Here is a 20,388-nt window from a genome sequence, read left to right on the forward strand (position 1 = left end):
GTATATTTATCCTCACCAACAGATACATCAGGTAATGTCGTCGAAGGCTGCCTCGCTCAGGCGGCGGGCCGAGTCGGACCCGCGGGCGCTCGTGGACGAGATCGACGAAATCAACGACTCTCTGACCGCTGCATATTACGACGAGCGGCGCCACGCGACGAGCGCCGCCCGGAAGGTGGCGTACGTCGCCCCGGAGGAAATGACGGAGTGTGTGAACGAACTCGCCGAAATCGCGGATGACGGGCGCTCGACGTCGATCCGCAAGGACGCCTGTCGCGCGCTCGGACACATCGGCCGCGTCGACGGCCGGGCGGTCGACGCACTGGCCAAACAGCAGCGGACCGCCACGGATCGTGAGGTGCGCTCGACCGCGGCGACCGCCCGGAATTCGTTGGCACGGGCCTCGCTCCCGGAGTCGGCCGGCACGAGCGACGACGGCGGGGATACCGACGTGTTCGATCCGGACGCGGCGGGTGGCTCGGACACCGACGTCTACGACCCGGATGCGGACTCGGAGACGGACGTCTACGATGAAGAGCCGAGCGGCGGGCAATCAGAGACTGACGTGTACGGAACTGGACCCGGAGACGACCGGACGCCCGGGCACTCGGACGTCCCGAACTTCTGTTCGCACTGCGGGACGGACCTGCGGGAAACATCCGCTCCGAACTTCTGTCCCCACTGCGGAACGGAGATTTGAAGAATTCAGGTAAACAAAAGAGGATACGTCATACTCACTGGTGGATCGCTGTGTGTCGCCTTCGGTACAGAACCGTCCCGACTATCGAAGCGAAACGAGAGGAAACACGGACATCTGTTCATCTGGTAGTATCTCTCTCAACGCTTCCCCGTCCGCTGACAGTAAATTGATGTGACATCGAAAATTTATGCGGACCCGAATGGATCCCAAACTGCGAAATGAGTTGGAGGAAGCCGCAGACGAATCGATCGACGAGTTTCTCATCGAGATGGCGCTCGTCGAGACCGACGAGGAGGTGATGTCGACGGAGTATGTCCTCGGGATGCTCGAAATGACACTAGTCGACAGACTGGTCGACGAAATCTCCAGAGAAGAGATCCAAGAGTTGGGTAGAGGTGAAATTGTCGAATGCGTGCGGCCAAACTGCGACGAAGTGTTTGACCTCGTCCAGAACGGGGGAAGTTGTCCGGAGTGCCAGACACCCCATCCGGATGGCTCATCGGACAGCAATGAGCGCTTTGTCGCCCCCGACAGCGATGTCGGTACCGACGACGCGGGGGAACTCCTCGGCGACGTCCGAAAGATCGTCCGTCGTCGCGAGGACGATATCCGGGCCGCCCTGAACCGGGACGACGCTGCCGACGCAGGAGACACAACGCTCTTCGACTCCTGATCGATCTTCCCTCAGCCGACATCAACAGTCAGAATATGTCCAGTACTGCGAACGCGTCGTACGTTTGGGAGATATCGATCGCACACGGCGAGAGCACAGCCGATCGCGTCGGAGGGAGTCGCGCCCCGACAGTAACTTAATGTAAGCCCGGGAAATTAGCCGGACCCAAATGGATCCTGCACTGCGGGGTGAACTGGAGGTAGCCGCCGACGAGTCGATCGAGGAGTTCCTCGTCGAACTCGCGCTCGTCGACACGGACGAGGGGCCGGTCTCGACAGAGTACGTTTTGGGGATGCTCGAGATGGTGCTGATCGGCGTCCTGACCGACGAGATATCCGACGAACAGGCCAGAGAGATGGAGGGAGACGAAGAGGAGGTGATCGGCGAGATCCGGACGATAGTCCGACGTCGCGAGGACGACATTCGGACCGCGCTGAATCGGGGTGACGCGGGCGACCTCAGCGACGGAGACACGCAGATCTTCGAAGGGTGATCCTACGCCCTCGAAGAGTGACCCTACGTTCGCGGAGTGACACGACAACCAACAATCACAAAGAATATGTCGTGCACAGCGAACACGTTGTACGTATGGCAGATACTGTCGAGTGCGTGCGGCCGAACTGTGGTGAGGTATTCGACCCCGACCAGACCGGCGGATCGTGTCCGAGTTGCCAGACCCCACACCCGGACGCGACGACATCCGGCCCGGGCGGCGGCGACGATACCGGCGGCGGAGGCGGCGACGATACCGGCGGCGGAAGCGGCGACGATACCGGCGGCGGAGGCGGCGACGATACCGGCGGCGGAGGCGGCGACGATACCGGCGGCGACGAATCGAAGCCGGAGGTTTCGTGTCCGGATCCGGACTGTTCGGGCACTATCGCGGCGGGAGCGGACTACTGTTCGGCGTGTGGGACAGAGCGCGGAACGGAATTCGACACGGGCAGCGAGGAAGGAGGCGAAAGCGGACCGCCGACCTGTCCGAACGGCCACGAGGTCGACCCCGACGCGCAGTTCTGTCCGCAGTGTGGCGAATCGATCCCCGACGACGCCGGAGCGGTGGAAGACGAGGGACCGCCGACCTGTCCGAACGGCCACGAGGTCGACGCGGACGCCCAGTTCTGTCCGGAGTGCGGCGAATCAATCCCCGACGACGTGAGCGGCGGCGCCTCGGAGGGGCCGTCAGTCACTCTCGAAATCGGATCCCAGGCGTACGACGTGATCGAAGACGGGGAGATCACCGTCGACGACGACGAGAAGAGCGCCGACGTGTTCGGGACCGACGCGCGGCGGGCGGCCCAGGCCGAAGGCGTCGACGCCAGCACCGCGCGTCAGATCCACCGCGACTACCTCTCCTTCCGCGTCGACGGCGACGACTGTTACGTGACGAACGAGGGGCGAAACCCCACGAAGTACAACGGCGACGGCTTCGATCAGGACGAGGAACGACAGCTGAACGACGGTGACACGATCGACCTCGGCGCCGGCGCGGTGACGGCAGTCGTGCAGCTGGACAACTGACGGACTCGCCTGCAGACGCGGACGGGTTCTTCTCTTCGTGTAGCGAGGCCCCACCGGCAGTAAGCGACTCATAACGCCGGACAGGAGCGAGTACAATCTCCCAAAAGGTTATGGTATCCGGAGAGAAATCGACTCATACATGACGACGAGTATGAATGTTGAACTCGATCGCCCGTACGTACCGCCGGAAGAGCGGTCCACTGTTTTCGCCGAAGTCGACATCGATCCGGGGAGTCAGCCGGGAACCGCGACGCGGCAGGTCGTGATCTGCATCGACCGGAGCGGCTCGATGGACTCGATGTTCAGCACGGGGGAGGCGAAGATCGAGCAGGCTCAGGAGGGCGCCAAGAACGTGCTGGGGCTGTTGAACGACGAGGACCACCTCGGGATCGTCTCGTTCAACAGCCGGACGTCCGTCACCCAGGACATCCAGCAGTTCGGGGACCTCGACGAGGGCGACGTCCGGACGAAGATCGACGGCATCACCGCGAACGGCGGGACCGACATCTACGGCGCCCTAGAGCGGTCCCGGGATATGCTCGATGGGCTCCCGGGCGGAGAGAACACGACGAAGCGCATCCTGCTGCTCTCGGACGGCGAGGACAACGAGAAGGACGCACCGGACTTCGAGCCGCTGGCCACCGAGATCGGCAACAACGGGGTCTCGATCGTCTCCGCAGGACTGGGCGCGGCGTACGACCAGCCGACGATCAAGACGATCGGCGAGGCCTCCCAGGGGTCGTGGGACCACCTCGACGACGCGCAGGGCATCCTGCAGTTCTTCGGCAGCGCCATCGAGGACGCGGGCAAGACGGTCATCAGCAACCCGCAGGTCCGGATCGACGCGGTGAGCGGCGTCGAAGTGCTGGGGGCGTTCCGCCGGCGGCCGCAGGTCCAGGAAGTAAATCTGCAGGAGGCCGGCGGCACGTACGCCGTGGGGCTGCCGGACCTGCTGAAGCGTCAGCAACAGCAGGTGATGTTCGAACTCGAAGTCCCGGGGCGGCCCGAGGGCGAGGTGCAACTGGGCGACATCCACCTGGACGCCGGGCAGCAGTCGCTCTCGGAGAGCCTCCAGGTCGAGTACACGGCCGACACGGACCTCCAGCAGGAGCGGAACATCGACGTCTGGGCGAAGTACCACGACGCCGACGCGCGCACCACGCTCGCGACGGCGGACACGCAGGCGGCGCTCAACGAGGCCAAAGAGAAAACCGAGATGGTCAACGCGGTGGCGGGCGACACCCAGATCGCTACGAACCTCGAAACCAGCGTCACGAACGTCGAGGAAAGCGGGAAGGGTGAGGCCGAAAAGGAAGCCAAACAGGGGTCGACGATCGTTCCGGACGAAGACGCGTTCCAATAATCGGCTATGAGCACGGAACCGAAGCAGGGGGCGATCATCGGCAACTATCGGCTCAAAGACGAGGTCGGCGTCGGGGGGTTCGGCCGCGTATGGCTGGCCGAGGATCGGACGACGGGCGACGAGGTCGCACTGAAGATACCCCGCCACGACAAGGTCAGCGAGACGCTCCTGGACAAGTACGTCAACCGGGAGCTACAGGCGCTCAAGGAGATCAGGACCGTCGGCGGCCACCCGAACCTGATGAATCTCAAGGACAGCGTCTCCAACGACGGGGACGTGATCCTCGTCGTGGACTTCGTCGGCGGCGACGAACTCGGCGAAATCGTCGAAGATCGATCGGGGTTCGGCGCCGACGAAGCGCGCGACATCGGGATCGACATCTGCGATGCGATGTCGTTCCTCCACCAGCACGAGATCGTCTACCGCGATCTGAAGCCCGACAACGTCCTCCTCGACGGTCAGCGCACGCCGACGATCATCGACTTCACGACGGCAAAGCAGGTCGACGTGTCCGATCTCTCCCGGGCAAGCAACGAGACGTCCGATAGCGGGACCAACACGGAGGTTGGCGGCGACCCCGCGTTCAAGCCGCCGGAGGTGCTTCCGGACGGGATCGACAGCGACCAGGGGCCGTGGAGCGACGTCTACTCCCTCGGGAAGATCCTCTTTTTTATGATCACCGCCCAGAAGTTCGAGACGGACGGACTCACTCCGAGCGACGTCGGCGGCACGAGTCCGAGTTACCTCGACAACATCGTCGAGCGGGCGACCGCGAGAGATCCGACAGAACGGTACAGCAGCGCGACCGCGCTCAAGAACGCGCTCGAACGGAAAGATCCCACGCCGCCACAGACGGCGGCGCTGTATCACGTCGGGAGCGATCACACCTACGAGATCGAAGACGGCGACACGATCGGCCGCGACGACCCGCCGAAGACCAGCATCTCCATTCCGGCGAAGTACGTCTCTCGCGTTCACTGTCGGATTACCCGCGATGCGACGGGGTCGTGGATGCTCGAAGACGAGAGCACGAACGGCACGTACTACCACGAAGGCGGCGATTGGGTAGAGATCCTGTCGCCGAACGGCAGGCAAAAGCTACGCAGCAAAGGCCGGGACGTCGAGGCGACGACAGATTCCAAGCGGCTCGAACCCGGCGACACCTTCGCGTTGGTCGATCCGAACTACGACAAGCAGACGTGGTTTATTTTCCAGGGTGAGAACTGAATGTACTACGCGTCACGTTGTGATCTGGGGGACCGGAAGCGAAAACAAAACGAGAGGCTCCCGCCCGGGGAACAGTACGTCAACGAGGACAGCACCGCGGCGCTCGTCTTCGACGACATCCACCGGAGTACCGAGCGGGAGGCGGGGCTGTTCGTCGTGGCCGACGGGGCCGGCGGCGAGGACGCGGGCGACGTCGCGTCGTATCTCGCGACGTCCGTAATAAGCCAGGAACTCGCAGAGTACGTCGTCACCACGCTCACCGAGGATCCGAGCGACGCCGACATCGACATCCCGGCGGAAGTCAGTCCGGGTGGCGACCGGGTCGATCCCGAGACAGCCATCGAAGACGCCGTCCAGACGGCCCAGGCCCGGATCGTCGAGTACGCGAAGGCCGCCGAAGACGAGAACGCGGATCCGAACAATCCGTTCCGGGCCTACACGACAGTCGTCGCCGGAATCTACGACGGGAACCGACTCCATTACGGCTGGGTGGGAGACAGCCGCGCGTACGTGATCAACACCGCAGCGGAGCGGATCTCGCCGCTGACGAAGGACCACTCCGAGGTCCAGGCGCTCGAAGACGCCGGAGCGGTCAACGAAACAGAGGCGCTGGTGCATCCGGACAGCCACAAGATCAGGCGTGCAGTGGGCGGGACGTCGTTCAGCGATCCGGAAAACGGCGTCGAGGTCGACACCGGGTCGGTGGCGGTCTACGAGGACGACGTGTTGCTTTTCACGAGTGACGGCCTCATCGACGCCTACCCCGACATCGATCCCCTGCACCGACGCTATCAGGCCGCCACCGACGACCAGAAGGAGGCCGTCGCCCAGGAGATACAGGAGACAGTGGTCACGGACGACGACATCCAAAAGATCGTCCTGGAGGGCGACTCGCTTGACGCCACCGCAGAACGCTTCATCGAGTTCTCGAACGAGAAGGGCGGCAAGGACAACCTCTCGATCCTCCTGGCTCGCGGGGAGACGTTGCCGCCGACGCCCGACCCACTGCCGCCACGCGGGTTCGAAGAACGGGAGGAAGAGGACGTCACGAGTCAGGAAACGGAGATCATCCCGCCGGAGGATTCCGACGACGGCGAAGCGGGATCGGAGTCGGAAGCGGAATCGACGGCCGAGAAGCCGCCCGAAGCCTCCGCCAACGGCGAGTCGGCAGCCGCCTCGGAAGCGGCGGACGCGAGCACCGACGACGCCGACACGATGACAGGCGACGAGGACCCCGAAGCGGCGGCAACCGGCGGGGAGGCTGCAGATTCACGGGAGACGTCAGGCGGATCTGCTACGCCGGCCGAGGACGCAGAATCGGCCGACAGCGCAGCCGCTGAGACCGACGGACCCGACACGCAACCGGACGGGTCGGCATCGGCGGGACAGACCACCGGAGACGGGGAGACTTCGGACGAAGCACCCGACGAATCCGCCGCCCGGCCGAGCGAAGGGGCCGCAGATGATGCCGAGGGAGGCGATTCAGCAGAGCAGGAGTACCCGACCGTCCGCCTGGTAGCCGCGTCCGGAGAATCGTACACGGTCACGGAAGGCGATACCTTCGGGCGGGGAAGCGACGCCGACGTTCAGATAGAGGGCCCCAACACCATCTCACGCGTTCACGCCCGGGTGGTACTGACTGGCGACGACGAGTGGCGACTCGCGGATCAGTCCAGCGGTGGAACCTACGTCGAGGCCGCCGGCGAGTGGAAGCGCGTCAAACACACGCGAACGCCACCGCTGGATTCCGGGACGCTGCTCGCCCTCGGCAAGCGACACGAGGACTGCGTCTTCGAGTTTCGGCTCTGAGCAATGGTGACGAGGCCAGTCCACGTCGAATCGTTGGTGCACTACTACGTCAACGAGGTCCGCAGCGATCGAGGACTGCGGGAACTCGAATACGACGCCGACCTCGCTACGATCGCGCGGAGTCACAGTTCTGATATGGTCGATCGGGTCTTCTTTTCGCACACGACGCCGGAGGGCCGGGACATCGGCGATCGCTATCGCGCCCACGAGTACCACGTGGATTACCCACGACGCAACCGCTGGGGCGAGAACATCGCCCAGCGATCGTTTCCTCTGAGCCGGATCGACCGCCGCCCGGAGGAGGATCGCTCGCGGATCCTCGTGGAGACGGCGCAGGCGATCGTCGATCAGTGGCTCAACTCTCCGGAGCACCGGGAGAACCTCCTCGACGAGAACTGGAAACGGGAGGGGATCGGCGCCAGCGTCCGGGAGTCGACGACGCCCGAACAGCTGTTCGTCACGCAGAACTTCTCGTAGGCCGGGAGTGGATCTGCGCTCGACCTCCGTCAGGCGTCGTAGATTCGTGTCTCGTCCGACGGTGACGACGACTCGTACACTTCGGTTTCGGTGCCGGTGTCGGTTGCGGCATCCGACGGACTGCCGCCGTCCTCCTCGGGTCCCGACGCGCTCCCGCCGCCGTCAGCGTCTTCGACTCGTTTCTTCGAGACGTTCGCCTCCGTGATCTCGTCACCAAGCCACTGCGGGGTGTCGTCGTCGGCAGCCTCACGCCACGCCCACGCGTCGTAGACGTGCACGTCGTCGGTCCCCCGCTCCCGCAGTTTGATCTCCTCGGGGGTCGCCGCCGCTTCGCTGTCTGCCGGTTCCAGCCGTCGCGCCACCTTCATTGCGGCCTGTCTGGGTCGCTGTCCCGTGAACTCTCCCGCTTCGCTCCCGTCCGTCAGTCGCCGTGTAAACGTTCGCGTGCCGTCGTCTCGTGCCATCGATGTGTACGGAGTATATTGGACGAGGATGAATAAACTGTCGGCGATCAAACAGTCGACAGTATCAATACATTCCTGAGAGATGAGGGTGTGTGATCGACAGAATCGAGAGCGAAGTGGAGATGCTGGATCGACACCTTCGAGTTCTCCGGACTGTCGCCGCCGACGAACCGATCGGGATCGTCCGTCTGTCGAAGGACCTGTCGATACCCGAACACAAGGTCCGATACTCGCTGGAAGTGCTTGAGGAAGAAGAGCTGATCGAGCCCACAGCGCAGGGTGCCGTCACGACGGAGAAGCTCGACGCGTTCGCCGACGGCGCAAACGAGCGGCTCGAGGGAATTCGCGATCGGCTGATAGCCGCCAGGATCGGCGATGGTTCCACGGAAGTCGCCGAACACGACGCCGGGTCCGAGGATAGCTTCGAGGAAGAGGACGGGGACGAGACACGGATTTACAGGGAGTGATACTGTCGAGCGGAGATTCGTGGAGAGTTTCGTGGCACAACAAATCGCCACACAGTGACCTCCTACAGGCCGACGTCACCGACGAGACGACGAAAAGAGCTTTTTGCACACGTGTCGTTTAGCCAACTGAAATGCTACGTGGCGAGGTCGACTTCTTCAACGACACGGGTAGGTACGGGTTCATCGAGTCCGACGACGTCGACGAAGCCGTGTTCTTCCATATGGAAGACATCGACGGCCCGGACCTCACGGAGGGCGAGGAAGTCGAATTCGAGGTGGAGTACGCCGAGAAGGGCCCCCTGACGACAAAGGTCCGACGAACCCCGACCGACTCGGTACGCGGGGAGGTCGACTTCTTCAACGATACGGGCGGATACGGCTTTATCCAGTCTGACGACGTCGAGAAGGACGTGTTCTTCCATATGGAGGATGCCCATGGCCCGGACCTCCAAGAGGGCGAGGAGGTCGAATTCGAGGTAGAGCACGCCGAGAAGGGGCCGCGAGCGATACACGTCCGGCGGGATCCGGACGGTCCAGACGATGAGGGGGGCGACGACAACACCGACGTCTACGAGCAGATGGGAGCGAGCGAGGTGGAGGACAGCACGCACACCGAAGTCTACGGGGAGGCCGAATCGACCGACGTGTACGACGGGGAAGACCCAGCGTACTGCCCGAACTGCGGCGAGGCACTCGCCGCGTACCCCGATCCGGACTTCTGCCCGGGTTGTGGGAGCGAACTGACGGTCGGAGAGTAACGAGAGGCGCGGTACTCCTCCGGACAGACACGGATAACCACCGCCGGTACGCCGCTATCGCTGTGCCCGAATTCGGGCACCGATCAGCGTTCGAAGTGACGGGTGACTGAACACTTTTTAATCAGCCGAACGCGATACCGCAGATATGAGAGACGACAGACTGCAAGGGGTGCGACGGGAATGTCGCTGACGTCGGAGTGGACCCAGGACGTCGGCGGAACCGCGACGAAACTCCAGTATCACGCCACGCCGGGGCTGCTCGCCGTCGGCATCGACGAAGACTCCGCAGCGGGACCGGGGGTGGTGTTCCTGTGGGCGAGCGACGGAACCCGAATGGGGACGCTCGAGACGACCGGAAGCCTCCAGCGGACCGAGTACCACGACCGTGCGGAGTTGGTCTTCGCCGTCACAGACGACGATCACGTGTACGCGATCGATCCAGAAACGGCCGACCTGCGATGGGATACGCAGGCCTCGGCTGTCGCGGCAGCCACCGACGAGACCGTATTCCTCCGGGGCGGAAGCACCGTCTGGGCGCAAGACGTCGAGAGCGGCACTCGCAGGTGGCGTCAGGCACTCCCTGACACGGTCTACGGGGGGTCGACATACGTCGACGGAACGCTGTTCGTTCAGGTGGGGGAATGGCAGGACGAAGGCGTGGTCGCGATCGACGCGGCGAGCGGCGACGAAGAGTGGTACTACCGGCCCGGGGCGGCTGAGAACGTACTCGTCGGTGACCACGGCATATACATCGCCTTCGACGACGAGGATCGGGAGACCGAACTGGCGTCTCTCAACAGTACGACGGGGGTCGAACAGTGGGCCTACGACACGGGCCGCTCGTATCTCTCGGCAGAGCCGACCGAGTCGGCCGTGTATCTCCGGAAGCAAAACACCGCTGTCGCGCTGAATCCGGTGACTGGCCGGGAGATCTGGACCTCCGAGGAGTACTACGACTTCGAGGAGCTGCTGGTCGAGGACGGAAACGTCTACGGGTGCGTCGAGACGCCCGATCTCCACGATTACAGTTTCGTCAGACTCGACCCGGACACCGGCCGGACGCTGTGGGAGATCGACCTCAAGAACCAAACCTGGTCGACGGCGGGATTGACAGCCGACGACGGGGACGTCTACGTCGGCACCGACGACTACCACGACGACGAGGCCGTCCTGTATCGGCTGAACGGTGCCACCGGGAGTCCGTACTGGGAGTTCCCCGTCGACGAGACGATTAACGACATTGCTGGCGAAGGCGACCCTGTTTTGACGCTTTCGAGCAATACGCTGTATGCAGTCGACACCGAAACGGGGCGGGCAGCGTGGTCTTTCGCCGACGAGAGTCTGTTTGTGAATCTGGCTGCGGACCGACGCGTCGTGCTCGCGGGCAGCGGGCGTCAGTACGTGCTCGATCGTGAGACCGGAGCGGTCGAGGCCACGATCGACACCGACGGTCCCGTCACAGCGTTCGACGGGGCCCTCTTCGAGGCGGACGGCTCGCTCGTGACTGCCTCGCCTGTCGCCGAACGCCCCGGGGCCTTCGGAGGCGTCGCGGCTGAGAAGGCGGGGTCGAACACGAAGGTGTACGATGATACGGCCGAGGTCGCCGGCGAGACGGGCGTCTACGACGAGGCGGCCGATTCGGCGGCGGACGGGAACCCTGACGCGGGAGGCGACACCGCCGAGGCGCAGAACACCACCTCGACGGTTTCGTTCTGTCCGAACTGCGGGACGGATCTGGATGCCTTCGGCGACGTGAACTTCTGTCCGGAGTGTGGGATGGAACTGCGCTGAGTGTCAGGCCAGCGTCGTACGGCCGCCGGACTCGGCCATCCCCCAGACAGTGAGCGCCCCTGCCACGCCCATCCCGACCGCGAAGACGAACAGGACGGCGTACGTGCCAGCGGTGGCGACCAGTTCGCCCGCCACCACGGGCGCGACGAACGCCCCCAGCCACCCGGCCACGCTCGCGAGCGCAACAGCCGTCCCCGCGGCACTGGCGTCGACGAACTCCTGAATCGACTGGTACAACAGCCCGATCTGGAGTTGGATGAAAACCCCGGCGAGGACGAGCATCGCGACCAGGACCGCGATCGTGCCGCTGTAGAACATTGCCACCGCCAGCACGGTCGTACCGACGAACGAGGCGGCGAAGACAGGCCGTCGTCGCTGGGCCAGCACGGTATCCGAGAGCCAGCCACCCGTGGGCCGTGCGAGAATCCCCACCGCGGGAAACAGCGCGACGAACGCGCCGCTGTCGGCCAGTGAGACGCCGAACTGGCGAGTGATGTACGTCGGCATCCACGAGTTGAAGACCATATACAGCGAGTAGCCGAGGATCGTCACGACGAGTACCATCCACACGTTCCGGTTTCGCACCACCCGCTTGAAGCCGATCAGCGAGATCGGTTCCGTGGACGTCCGGTACCGTGAGACCTGCCCACCCGCGGCGTAGAGCCCGATCGAGGTCAAAAGCACCGCGCCACCGAAGACGGGGAACACCCCCGGCCAGCCGATGACGGCGGCGAGCCGCGGCGCACCGAGTTGGCCGAGCGCGTATCCGGCGGGATAGCCCGAGATGAGCACCGACGTCGCCGTCGCCCGCCTGTGGACCGGGAACGTGCTCGAGGCGATATTGACGCTGACTACCCACAGAATGAACATCCCGACGCCCGCGAACAACCGAGTCCCGATCAAAAGCGAGACGTTCCCGTCGGTTGCAGCGAACCAGTCCCCGATACTGCCAACGAAGAGGATGACTGCCCCGGCCGGGACCACCGCGCGGGTCTCGACCCGGTCGAGATACACGCCGATGGGAATGCCGATCACTGTCGCGGTGACCTGTGGCATCGAGACGAGTGCGGCGGCCGTCGCCTCGGTGATGCCGAGGTCGGCCATCAGCAGCGTGAGAATGCTGGCCGGGGTGATCAGGTACGCACCGACGAACAGCAGTAACAGCCAGCCGACCGCGACGGTTACAATCCGCCACGTCGAATCCTCGGCCAGATCGGGGGCGTCTGTCGGCCAGATATCCACCACAGTGCGGCTTGATGGAGTTCGAAAATAGTCCTGTCGGTCACGACGTCAAATTCCTCAGAAATCGACCTCATATTCCGCGGAAAGTCGATCCGCGGAGATGCTTCAGTCGAGCCGTTCGGCGGCGTCCCGATCCATAAGGGGACCGGCGTTCGTCGACGGGAGGGTCACGACGTCCTCCGCAGCGAGGTCGTACTCGCGGTCGTCGACAGCGAGAATCCGCCCGACGTCCTCGGTGATGCGGAGCGTGACACGGTCGGGGTCTTCGCCGGTGCGATCGCCCCTTGCCCGTGAGGCAGCCGCGGTTCCGCCGGCTCCCTGATCCGCCTGGGCGTCCACCTGCGACGCCGGGCGATCCGGTTCGGCAGCGGTTTCGCCGTTGGCTTCGAGGACCGGCGGGTCGGTGTCGGAGCTCTCGGAGGCGTCCGCGACAGGCGCGTCCGCTGTCGGTTCCGGAGCCCCCGACGGTGACGGGTCCGAGGGCACGTCCGGAACGGGATTCGGTCCGCCCGATGCGGACTCGGAGCCGCCGTCGGGCTCGAAGCCCGTCGCTTCCTCGCCCATCGCCGCCGCGAGTACGTCCTCCGGGCTCGTCTCCGACTCCGCAGACTCCTCGGGGACCGGCGGCGGGGTCGGTGCGCCGTCGGCAGCGCCGTGGTCTCCGTCTGCGGTGGCGGTCGCTTCCGGTTCGGCGCTTTTGGCCCCTTCGCCGGAGAGAACATCCAGGACCGCGCTCCGGTTCTGCTTGATGCGCGCGACCAGATCGTCGAACAGGGCGCGCTCCTCTGCGGTGAGTCCGGCAGTGTCGGTGCTCATATCCGCGGCCGCGAACGACGCGAGTTTCACGACTTTGCCGACGCGGCGCTCGTAGATCGCCTCGACGACGTCCTCTGCGGTTTCGATCTCGTCGGTGAGTTCGCCGACCTGTGGGTCGCCGAAAGGGTCGTCGGCCGCCTCGGCCGCGCGCTGGCGCTCGGCTTTGCGCTCGGCGATGTAGTCGGCGACGTCCTCGTAAAACGAGTCACGGAGATGCTGGAGGCTGTCCTTCTGGCGCTCAGTCCGCCGGACGCCCCGTAACTCGTCTAAATCCATATGTTGTGGGTCACTCCTTGATCTTCTCTGCGCGTCCCCGGGTCATCAAGAATATCCCGAGGCTTTCCTCGACGGATTGCTCGCCCGCCGGGATAGTAAACGTGTCGCCGTCGAACGTAGTCGGGCCCGGATCGGTGACGTCGACTCTGATCTCGCGGCCGCGGAATCGGTCGGGGATCGCGTCCGAAAGCGGCCGGAAGTCGTCGAGGTCGGCCCGATCGAGCGGTGTCACCACCAGCCCGGAGCCGCCGTGGAGGCTCCCGGGCAAGCGGATCAGCCGCTTCGTGTCGGTCGTCACCGGCTCGTCGATCGGCGCGCTCTCGGCTTCGACTGCCTCGGCCGCAAGCGCGTCAACGAGAATTCGCGTGCCGGGACCTCCCGCTTCGACGTTGCCCTCGCGGATTGCCTCGAAGTTGTGCTGGATCTGTCCGAGGATGGTCTTCGCGCGCCCCTCGCCGATGCCTTCGAGTTCCTGAAGCCGTTCGAGGGCGGCCGTCTCTTCCATCTCCCGGAGGCGCCCGGCGAGGTCGACTAGCCGTCGGTGGACCCGCGCGCCCCACCCTCCGTGGCGGCGGAGCATCCGGCGGGTCGTCCCACGGTTCGATTCCGTGGTGATCAGCCCGTCGACGTCGAGATCGATCGCGCGCACGTAGTCGACGATCTCCCGGCGGGCCTCGCTGTCGAGTTCCCGGACGGCAGGGTCGCGGACGTGGACGTGGTAACCGCGTCCGCCGGAGAAGACGACCTCGGTGTCCGCGAATCCGAAGTCGTCGTCGATAAACGAAAGGAGGTTACGGAGTTCCGTCTTGCAGGCCGCGAGCATCTCCGCGTAGGAGGTCTCCTCGGGGTCGACGCCGGGGAGGTGGTCGGCGTCGAGGTCGAACACGAGATCCGCGGACTGCCAGCCCTTCTCGTCCATCGACGACGCGCCGGGATCCGCAAAGCGGGCCGACGAGAAGTAGACGTGCCGGGGCGCGGTCCGGTGCAGGAAGTCGTCGAGGTCGCCGATATCGAGCAGCGACTGGTGGCGGATCATCGTCGTCCGCCCGGCGCTCCAGGGGATGTGTCCCCACTCGCGACGATCGGCGGCGGGCGGCACTGAGACGTCGCTCCGGCGGTAGTAGTCGCCGAAGCGCCCTTCGAGATACGTCCGCGTGCGCGCCTCCATCGGTCGATGACGATAGCGGAGGGAGGAGTAAAGCCGTTGTGCCTCGCCGGCGTGAACGAATTCGACACGCCGGGCGTCGAATACCGGCGGCTGGGGACGTCGACCAGTCTCAGAGCCGCTCGCGATCCGGAATCCCGTCGCGCCCGAGGAGGATCTCCTGGGCCTCGACGTCTTCGAATGCCGCGACCAGGCCCCCGATTTCGAGGACGCCGTCGTCGGTCTCGAGGTTGAGCGAGGCGACCTCCTCGGTGTCCTCGAACCGGGTAGTCTGCACCTCGCCCTCGACGACCACCGGATCGCCCGTTTCGACGTCGCGACCCGTCACCGACGCGTAGAACGGCCCCTCGAGTTCGCGAACGTCCTTTACGGCGCGGCGGATCGAGGCGTACCGTCGGGGGAACGGTCGACGCTTGCCGTCGGCAGCGAGCGTCTCCGCCGTCGTCCACAGGACTGTCCCGAAGAAGCCCGAGACCAGAAACCCCAGTGCCGAACGGTTGAAGATGACGCCGTAGCGGTCGCGGTCGTCGCGGAGCGCGTCCTGGGTCGCGTAGATCGAGTAGTTGCCGTCGGCGACAGCGAGGACCGGGGTGGTGATACCGCGGCGGGCACGCGCGACGGTCGCGACTTCGAGGTAGTCGAACTCCTCTGGGTCGGGCGCGTGCGACTGTGGAGTCACCAGGAGATCCACACTGACGCCTGCGTCGACTTTTGCCGCGAGGTCGTCGCGGAACCGACGCAGCAGATCGGGGGTCAAAGAGAGCACCAGTTCGTACTCGGCGCTCTCGATGATCTCCTCGACGTACCGCAGGATCGTCGACCGCGATTTGACGAGGGAGACTGCTTCGGTGTCCCGCGCAGGGGCGGTGTACCGCGCTTCGAGTTCCGAGATGAGATCCTCCAGCGACTGTTTGACGTTGCCGAAGGCGTCCTCCGGATCGACGGCGACGATCTTCATCGGCCGCGACTCCCGGAGTTCGACGAGCCCCCGGTCCGAGAGGCTTCGAACCGTGTCGTACACCCGGGGCTGTGGGATCTCGGTCCGATCTGCGATTTCCGAAGCCGTCAGTTCCCCGTGTTCGAGTACGGCCAGGTACGCTTCGATTTCGTACTCGCCGAGATCGAACCGCTCTCCGACTCCCTCGAGCGTCGCGTGGAGTTCCTCCGTCATAGACGGGTCTGCTCGGCCTGCCTACTTACTATTTACTATATTTTGAGTAGCACGAGATTACGAAACGCCGGTATTCCAGCCCAGATCGATGTCGGCCGGTGGTGGATCAGCCGCTCGTTTTTGCTTTCGCAGCCCCTATCTCTCACCTGTGACCGCCAGTCGCGAGCGACCCTTTTTATCCGGGGCTCTCGTGGTCGGAGGTATGTGGTCGCAGCCGGCACTCCTCGGGACAGCGGCGGTAGGGGGCACGGGAGATGCCTGGGCCGAAGCGGGATGGGGATGGATCGCAGAGGTAGCTGTGTTGCAAGCCGGCACGCCGGAGACGTCTCCCACGGGCACGCTTCCGGAGTGGGTGTTCTTCCCGGGTTGGCGGTGGATCCTCGCCGCTGTAATTATCGCCGGCGGTGTGCTCGTATCACGGTACGTCGTTCAGCTTCTGGGCCGGTCCGTCGCCCGGCAGTTCCCCAGAGAGAGCGTCGCACAGACGGTACTCAGACTAATTCGGCTGGCCGTCGTGTTCCTCTCGACCACCGTCGCCGCGGGCGTACTCGGCTTTCAGATCGGTGATATCGTTCTCTCGGTGACGGTGTTCTCTGCGGTCCTCGGTATCGTGCTCGCACCGATCGTCGGGAGTACGATCAACGGCCTGTTCATCCTGGCAGATCAGCCCTACGAGATCGGCGATATGATCGAACTGGACAACGGTCAGCGGGGCTTCGTCGACGATATCACGATTCGCTACACGAAGCTTTTCACCCTCGATAACACCTTTCTCGTCATCCCGAACTCAGAGATCAGACAGCATCTGGTGACGAACTTCTCCGCCGAGGACGAACGGGTTCGGCTGAAGCTCGACGTGGTCGTCACCTACGAATCCGATATCGACCGAGCGATGCAGTTGATGCGGCGTGCGGCCGCCGATGTCGGGCCGGTCATCACCGGCGGCCCCGACATCCGTATCGGAAGCGCACGCTATCCGGCACGGCCGACCGTCCTGCGAACCTCGTTCGGGGACGACGGTGTGGAACTCAGGCTCCGCTACTGGGCGAAGCAACCGTACAAGATCCCCACGATCCAGTCCCACGTCCGGGACCGAATCGCGGACACGTTCCACGACTCCGATGCGGAGATCGAGTTCGCGTACCCCCACCGCCACCTCGTGTTCGACGAGACCAGCGGTACGCTGGAGGCAACTGTCGGTGACCGGTCACAGTCGCGGCCGGTCGGATCAAATGCCGGTCACGAGGACCCTTCCTCGGAAGGGTTCGAGGCGGAGTGAGCCGAAGTCGGCGGCGGATTGCCGGGTCGTTCCCTGTTCACTCGTCGGCACGGACTGAGATCACGGTAGAATCGAGTTCCTGCCGCAGGAAGGATTCGATATCCGGATCGTCGAGTACGCGCCGGATCATCTGTCGCCACCGACCCGCCTGCTTGGCACCGATGACGACGATATCGGCCTCGTCGGCGGCCACCTCTTCGAGGATCGTCTCCTCGACGAGGAAGCCGCGTCGGACCACGTACCGTGTCCGTTCGAGTGGTCCGAACTCGGACTCGACAGCCTGTTTCAGATCGGCCCGCGAGACGTCCTTCCCTGACTGGTAGAGATCCACGTGGAGGACCGTCAACTCCGCCGACCGCTCCTCGGCGATCCGGATGGCCTCCGAGAGCGTGGTCTTCGAGTGGGTCGATAGCGGGTACCGGACAGGGACAACAACGCGCGTCACGTCCAGTGGGAGGATTCGACGGCCCCTGAACGTTTCCATACAGACCCACCTTTTGCGCTGCGGGCCGGCGGAGCCGGCCCTCGGCAAAAGCTGGACCAAAAGCCTGCGAGCCTCCGGCGAGTGAACCGGCGACCTCCCGGGCTCTTCGAGCCGCTCGGTTGCCGGATGCTACTTCCATCGATTGTTCGATAGCTCACCTGAACCGTTCTATCAGTCCTCGGCGTCACCACTCCCGGAAATCCGGCGGATCCGCCCCTCGATCTCGGGATCGATCCCGCACTCGCGTGCGTACGCCGCGAGCACCTCGAACTGGATATCTCCCTCGCCGGCGCGGTGGCGCTCCGTGAGCGTGGGGAACTCGTGGTCGGTGTGGAGGAGGAACGCCGACGTCGCGAGCGTGTAGGTGCGGTCCGGATCGACCGGCTCGCCCCCGACCTGCGCCGACCGGAGTTCGTTCGCGTCGTCGTCCCAGACGACCGTCGCACCGGAGAGGTGGCTATGCCACCAGCCCGGTTCGCCGAAGTCGACGACGGCAGCCGAAGACTCCCGGAACACGGAGAGCAGTTCCGCGCCGGTCAGTTCCGCGCGGACGACTGGCTCCTCGAACGGGATGACGCTCACGAGATCCGCGACGGTCACCTCCCCGGCGAGCGGCGGGCCCTCGCGGATCCCCCCGCTGTTCTGCAGGCCGACATCGGTCGCCATCGCCCACCGATAGGCGTCGGCGACGAAGTTGCCGATTCGGGACTCGCCGCCGTACACTGTCGATCCGCGCCGGTCCAGCGGCCGGTCGACCACCGCCACCACCTCGCCGAGGCCCGCCGCCTCGATCCGACCCTGGAGCGCGTTCACGACGTCGTCCGCGATCGGGGCGTCGGCGGTTTCGTGCCGCGTCACGTCGACTGTACCGGCCGCACCGAACGCCACCTCGTAGATCACGTGTCCGTTCGCACCCGGGCGGAGCAGCCGCGTCCCTGCGACCACCTCGTCGCGTTCGACGTGGACGTGGCCGCCGAGGATCACGTCTAAGTCGACGCAGCGTGCGAGTTCGTCGTCACCGCTGCCGAGATGCGAGAGCGCGACGATCCGATCGACGCCCGCCGCGGTCAGTTCGTCGACGGCCCGCGCTGCAGCCTCGTATGGGTCGGTGAACTGCAGATCACCGGCCATCGGATTCAACGACGGCGTCGCGGGATCGGTGACGCCGAAGAAGCCGATGCGGACGTCGTCGACGGACTCGACAGTGTGGGGAACCACGTCGTCGGCAGCGAATCGGTCGCCGTCGCTCGTGTGGACGTTCGCCGACACCCACTGCTGCGGCGCGGCGGCGACGAGCGACCGCGTCGCCTCGGGTCCGTAATCGAAATCGTGGTTGCCGAAGGTTTCGAGGTCGGCGTCGACGGCGGCGAACAGATCGAGCGCCTGTCGCCCGCGCTCGATCAGCGCGAGCACCCCTGGTGCGGTGTTGTCGCCAGTGCCGCAGACGAGCGCGTCGTCGCCGTTCCGAGTTCGGAGCGCGCCCGCCAGCCGGGCTGCGCGGACGGGATCGTCGTAGACGTTCTCGACGTCCGAGTAGTGGAGCAGACGCGCCATTCACGCGCCCTGGTCGGGCAATAAAAAAGAAGCCGTCGGTCGCAGGGCGACCTGCGTGGGTGCCGGTTCGTCGGTTGTCGATTACTCGCCGTCGCGCAGCTGGAAGGCGACGGTGACTTCGGCCTGATACTCTCGGCCGTCGACCGACGCGACCTCGACGCCGAGTTCGTCTACCTCGATCCAGTGGACGTTATCGAGTGTTGCCTCGGCTCGGTCGATCGCATCGTCGACTGCACTATCGAAACTCTCTCCGCTCCGGCCGATCAGGGTGACTTTCTTGAATACCATCGTCGCCCGAATCTACAGCACGGAACACGATAAATCTCGGGGGCGACGCCGACCCTCGCGCACGCGGCGTGAGTGGTGACGCCGACCCTCGCGCACGCGGCGTGAGTGGTGACGCCGACCCTCGCGCACGCGGCGTGAGTGGTGACGCCGACCCTCGCGCACGCGGCGTCAGATGTCACTCATACTGATTACTCTCGGCTCTTGCCGACGAGCGCCGTCAGCGGGGGCGGCGCTCGGCGATAAAAAGTCAGAGCAATCAGTGTCAGGGTGAGGCAGGTCGTCGAACGCGAGAACAGCGGTCCGATTCAGCTCGCCTCGGGCCGATGAACGTCGTAGTCGCCGTCGTCGCCGACGCCGATCACCGCCCACTCGTAGCCGGGATCGACACTCGCGAGTCGGTGCTGTACGTCCCCTGTGGCTTTCTTCGGTGCGACAAAGCAACGGAATCGATACTCGCCCGACGGCTCGCCACCGTCGGCGAGCAGACGGCGTCCATTGAGGTCGTCGCCATCGGAAACGGCCGTGACGCGAACCGTGCGCCACTTTCGCTCGGCGACGAAGTCCGGTCCGTCGCCCGAAACACTGTAGCCCAGCCGACGGAAGATCGCCCGGGCGTCCTCCGAGGGAGGCATGCTGACAGGGGGCATGTACCTGCTGCTACGATACCAGGTAGCATAAATCTTGGCACCGGATACCACACTCTGGGATCGGTCAGTGGCGACGACGGTTCGATCCAAGATCTGCCGCGAATCGACTCCAAAGTGGCGAGGAGTCATACTGATTACTCTCGTCTCTTCCCGCCGAACGCCGCCAACGGGGGTAGCGCTCGGCGGTAAAAAGTGAGAGTAATCAGTATCAGTCCA

18 protein-coding genes and 4 pseudogenes are annotated in these 20,388 nt (G+C 64.8%); 13 read left to right on the forward strand and 9 right to left on the reverse strand.

The features are described 5' to 3' along the window. The first annotated feature begins 34 nt into the window (after positions 1–34). The 8 genes from RJT48_RS07105 (at position 35) to RJT48_RS07140 (ending at position 7,770) form a co-directional block, all read left to right on the forward strand. Positions 35–700 (forward strand): zinc ribbon domain-containing protein, encoded by a 666-nt coding sequence (locus RJT48_RS07105; protein ID WP_311171575.1) that lies wholly within the window; start codon positions 35–37, stop codon positions 698–700. Positions 701–899: 199 nt separating this feature from the next. Next, positions 900–1,373: a hypothetical protein gene (locus RJT48_RS07110; protein WP_311171576.1), complete on the forward strand. Its 474-nt coding sequence runs from the start codon at positions 900–902 to the stop codon at positions 1,371–1,373. 169 nt (positions 1,374–1,542) lie between these two features. Further along, on the forward strand, positions 1,543–1,866 hold the full coding sequence (locus RJT48_RS07115) for a hypothetical protein (RefSeq protein WP_311171577.1): 324 nt from the start codon (positions 1,543–1,545) through the stop codon (positions 1,864–1,866). Positions 1,867–1,961: 95 nt separating this feature from the next. Then, a complete protein-coding gene (locus tag RJT48_RS07120) occupies positions 1,962–2,894 on the forward strand; it encodes a double zinc ribbon domain-containing protein (RefSeq protein ID WP_311171578.1) in 933 nt (310 codons plus the stop codon). Between the two features lie 139 nt (positions 2,895–3,033). After that, positions 3,034–4,257 (forward strand): vWA domain-containing protein, encoded by a 1,224-nt coding sequence (locus RJT48_RS07125; protein WP_311171579.1) that lies wholly within the window; start codon positions 3,034–3,036, stop codon positions 4,255–4,257. Positions 4,258–4,263: 6 nt separating this feature from the next. After that, positions 4,264–5,484, forward strand: coding sequence for an FHA domain-containing serine/threonine-protein kinase (locus RJT48_RS07130; protein ID WP_311171580.1), 1,221 nt, complete (start codon positions 4,264–4,266; stop codon positions 5,482–5,484). Continuing rightward, positions 5,485–7,293, forward strand: a complete 1,809-nt coding sequence (locus RJT48_RS07135) for a protein phosphatase 2C domain-containing protein (protein ID WP_311171581.1) — start codon at positions 5,485–5,487, stop codon at positions 7,291–7,293. Between the two features lie 3 nt (positions 7,294–7,296). After that, positions 7,297–7,770: a CAP domain-containing protein gene (locus tag RJT48_RS07140; protein ID WP_311171582.1), complete on the forward strand. Its 474-nt coding sequence runs from the start codon at positions 7,297–7,299 to the stop codon at positions 7,768–7,770. 161 nt (positions 7,771–7,931) lie between these two features. Here RJT48_RS07140 and RJT48_RS07145 read toward each other — a convergent pair. After that, positions 7,932–8,234 (reverse strand): annotated as a pseudogene (locus tag RJT48_RS07145) (non-histone chromosomal MC1 family protein); the annotation flags it as partial. A 92-nt stretch (positions 8,235–8,326) separates the two neighbouring features. On the opposite strand from RJT48_RS07145, the pseudogene RJT48_RS07150 reads away from it, so the two are divergent. From RJT48_RS07150 to RJT48_RS07165, 4 genes and pseudogenes are all read left to right on the forward strand, one after another. After that, a pseudogene (locus tag RJT48_RS07150) lies at positions 8,327–8,617 on the forward strand (hypothetical protein); the annotation flags it as partial. Positions 8,618–8,832: 215 nt separating this feature from the next. After that, a pseudogene (locus tag RJT48_RS07155) lies at positions 8,833–9,021 on the forward strand (cold-shock protein); the annotation flags it as partial. Next, positions 9,001–9,222, forward strand: a pseudogene (locus RJT48_RS07160) (cold shock domain-containing protein); the annotation flags it as partial. The pseudogenes RJT48_RS07155 and RJT48_RS07160, both read left to right, overlap by 21 nt. Before the next feature lie 417 nt (positions 9,223–9,639). After that, positions 9,640–11,250 carry an outer membrane protein assembly factor BamB family protein gene (locus tag RJT48_RS07165; protein ID WP_311171584.1) on the forward strand — a complete coding sequence of 537 codons (1,611 nt, stop codon included), beginning with the start codon at positions 9,640–9,642 and terminating at the stop codon, positions 11,248–11,250. A 3-nt stretch (positions 11,251–11,253) separates the two neighbouring features. Here the strand turns inward: RJT48_RS07165 and RJT48_RS07170 are convergent, their stop codons facing one another. The 4 genes from RJT48_RS07170 to trmB all read right to left on the reverse strand — a co-directional run bounded on the left by RJT48_RS07170 (position 11,254) and on the right by trmB (position 15,920). Beyond that, positions 11,254–12,495, reverse strand: a complete 1,242-nt coding sequence (locus RJT48_RS07170; RefSeq protein ID WP_311171585.1) for an MFS transporter — start codon at positions 12,493–12,495, stop codon at positions 11,254–11,256. A 102-nt stretch (positions 12,496–12,597) separates the two neighbouring features. Then, entirely contained in the window at positions 12,598–13,584 is a 987-nt protein-coding gene (locus RJT48_RS07175) for a hypothetical protein (RefSeq protein WP_311171586.1), read from the reverse strand. Positions 13,585–13,594: 10 nt separating this feature from the next. After that, on the reverse strand, positions 13,595–14,752 hold the full coding sequence (priS, locus tag RJT48_RS07180; RefSeq protein WP_311171587.1) for a DNA primase small subunit PriS: 1,158 nt from the start codon (positions 14,750–14,752) through the stop codon (positions 13,595–13,597). Between the two features lie 109 nt (positions 14,753–14,861). After that, positions 14,862–15,920 (reverse strand): HTH-type sugar sensing transcriptional regulator TrmB, encoded by a 1,059-nt coding sequence (gene trmB, locus RJT48_RS07185; RefSeq protein ID WP_311171588.1) that lies wholly within the window; start codon positions 15,918–15,920, stop codon positions 14,862–14,864. A gap of 202 nt (positions 15,921–16,122) precedes the next feature. Between trmB and RJT48_RS07190 the strand changes: the two genes are divergently transcribed. Next, positions 16,123–17,199, forward strand: coding sequence for a mechanosensitive ion channel family protein (locus RJT48_RS07190; protein ID WP_311171589.1), 1,077 nt, complete (start codon positions 16,123–16,125; stop codon positions 17,197–17,199). 37 nt (positions 17,200–17,236) lie between these two features. Here the strand turns inward: RJT48_RS07190 and RJT48_RS07195 are convergent, their stop codons facing one another. The 4 genes from RJT48_RS07195 to RJT48_RS07210 all read right to left on the reverse strand — a co-directional run bounded on the left by RJT48_RS07195 (position 17,237) and on the right by RJT48_RS07210 (position 20,172). Continuing rightward, positions 17,237–17,644 (reverse strand): universal stress protein, encoded by a 408-nt coding sequence (locus RJT48_RS07195; protein ID WP_311171965.1) that lies wholly within the window; start codon positions 17,642–17,644, stop codon positions 17,237–17,239. A 210-nt stretch (positions 17,645–17,854) separates the two neighbouring features. After that, a complete protein-coding gene (locus tag RJT48_RS07200; RefSeq protein ID WP_311171590.1) occupies positions 17,855–19,237 on the reverse strand; it encodes a bifunctional metallophosphatase/5'-nucleotidase in 1,383 nt (460 codons plus the stop codon). Between the two features lie 81 nt (positions 19,238–19,318). After that, positions 19,319–19,525: a dodecin gene (locus RJT48_RS07205; RefSeq protein WP_311171591.1), complete on the reverse strand. Its 207-nt coding sequence runs from the start codon at positions 19,523–19,525 to the stop codon at positions 19,319–19,321. A gap of 305 nt (positions 19,526–19,830) precedes the next feature. Beyond that, positions 19,831–20,172 carry a DUF7116 family protein gene (locus tag RJT48_RS07210; protein WP_311171592.1) on the reverse strand — a complete coding sequence of 114 codons (342 nt, stop codon included), beginning with the start codon at positions 20,170–20,172 and terminating at the stop codon, positions 19,831–19,833. Positions 20,173–20,388: the final 216 nt, after the last annotated feature.

The sequence above is a fragment of the Halobellus ordinarius genome, from assembly GCF_031823395.1.
In the GTDB taxonomy this organism is placed as follows: domain Archaea; phylum Halobacteriota; class Halobacteria; order Halobacteriales; family Haloferacaceae; genus Haloquadratum; species Haloquadratum ordinarius.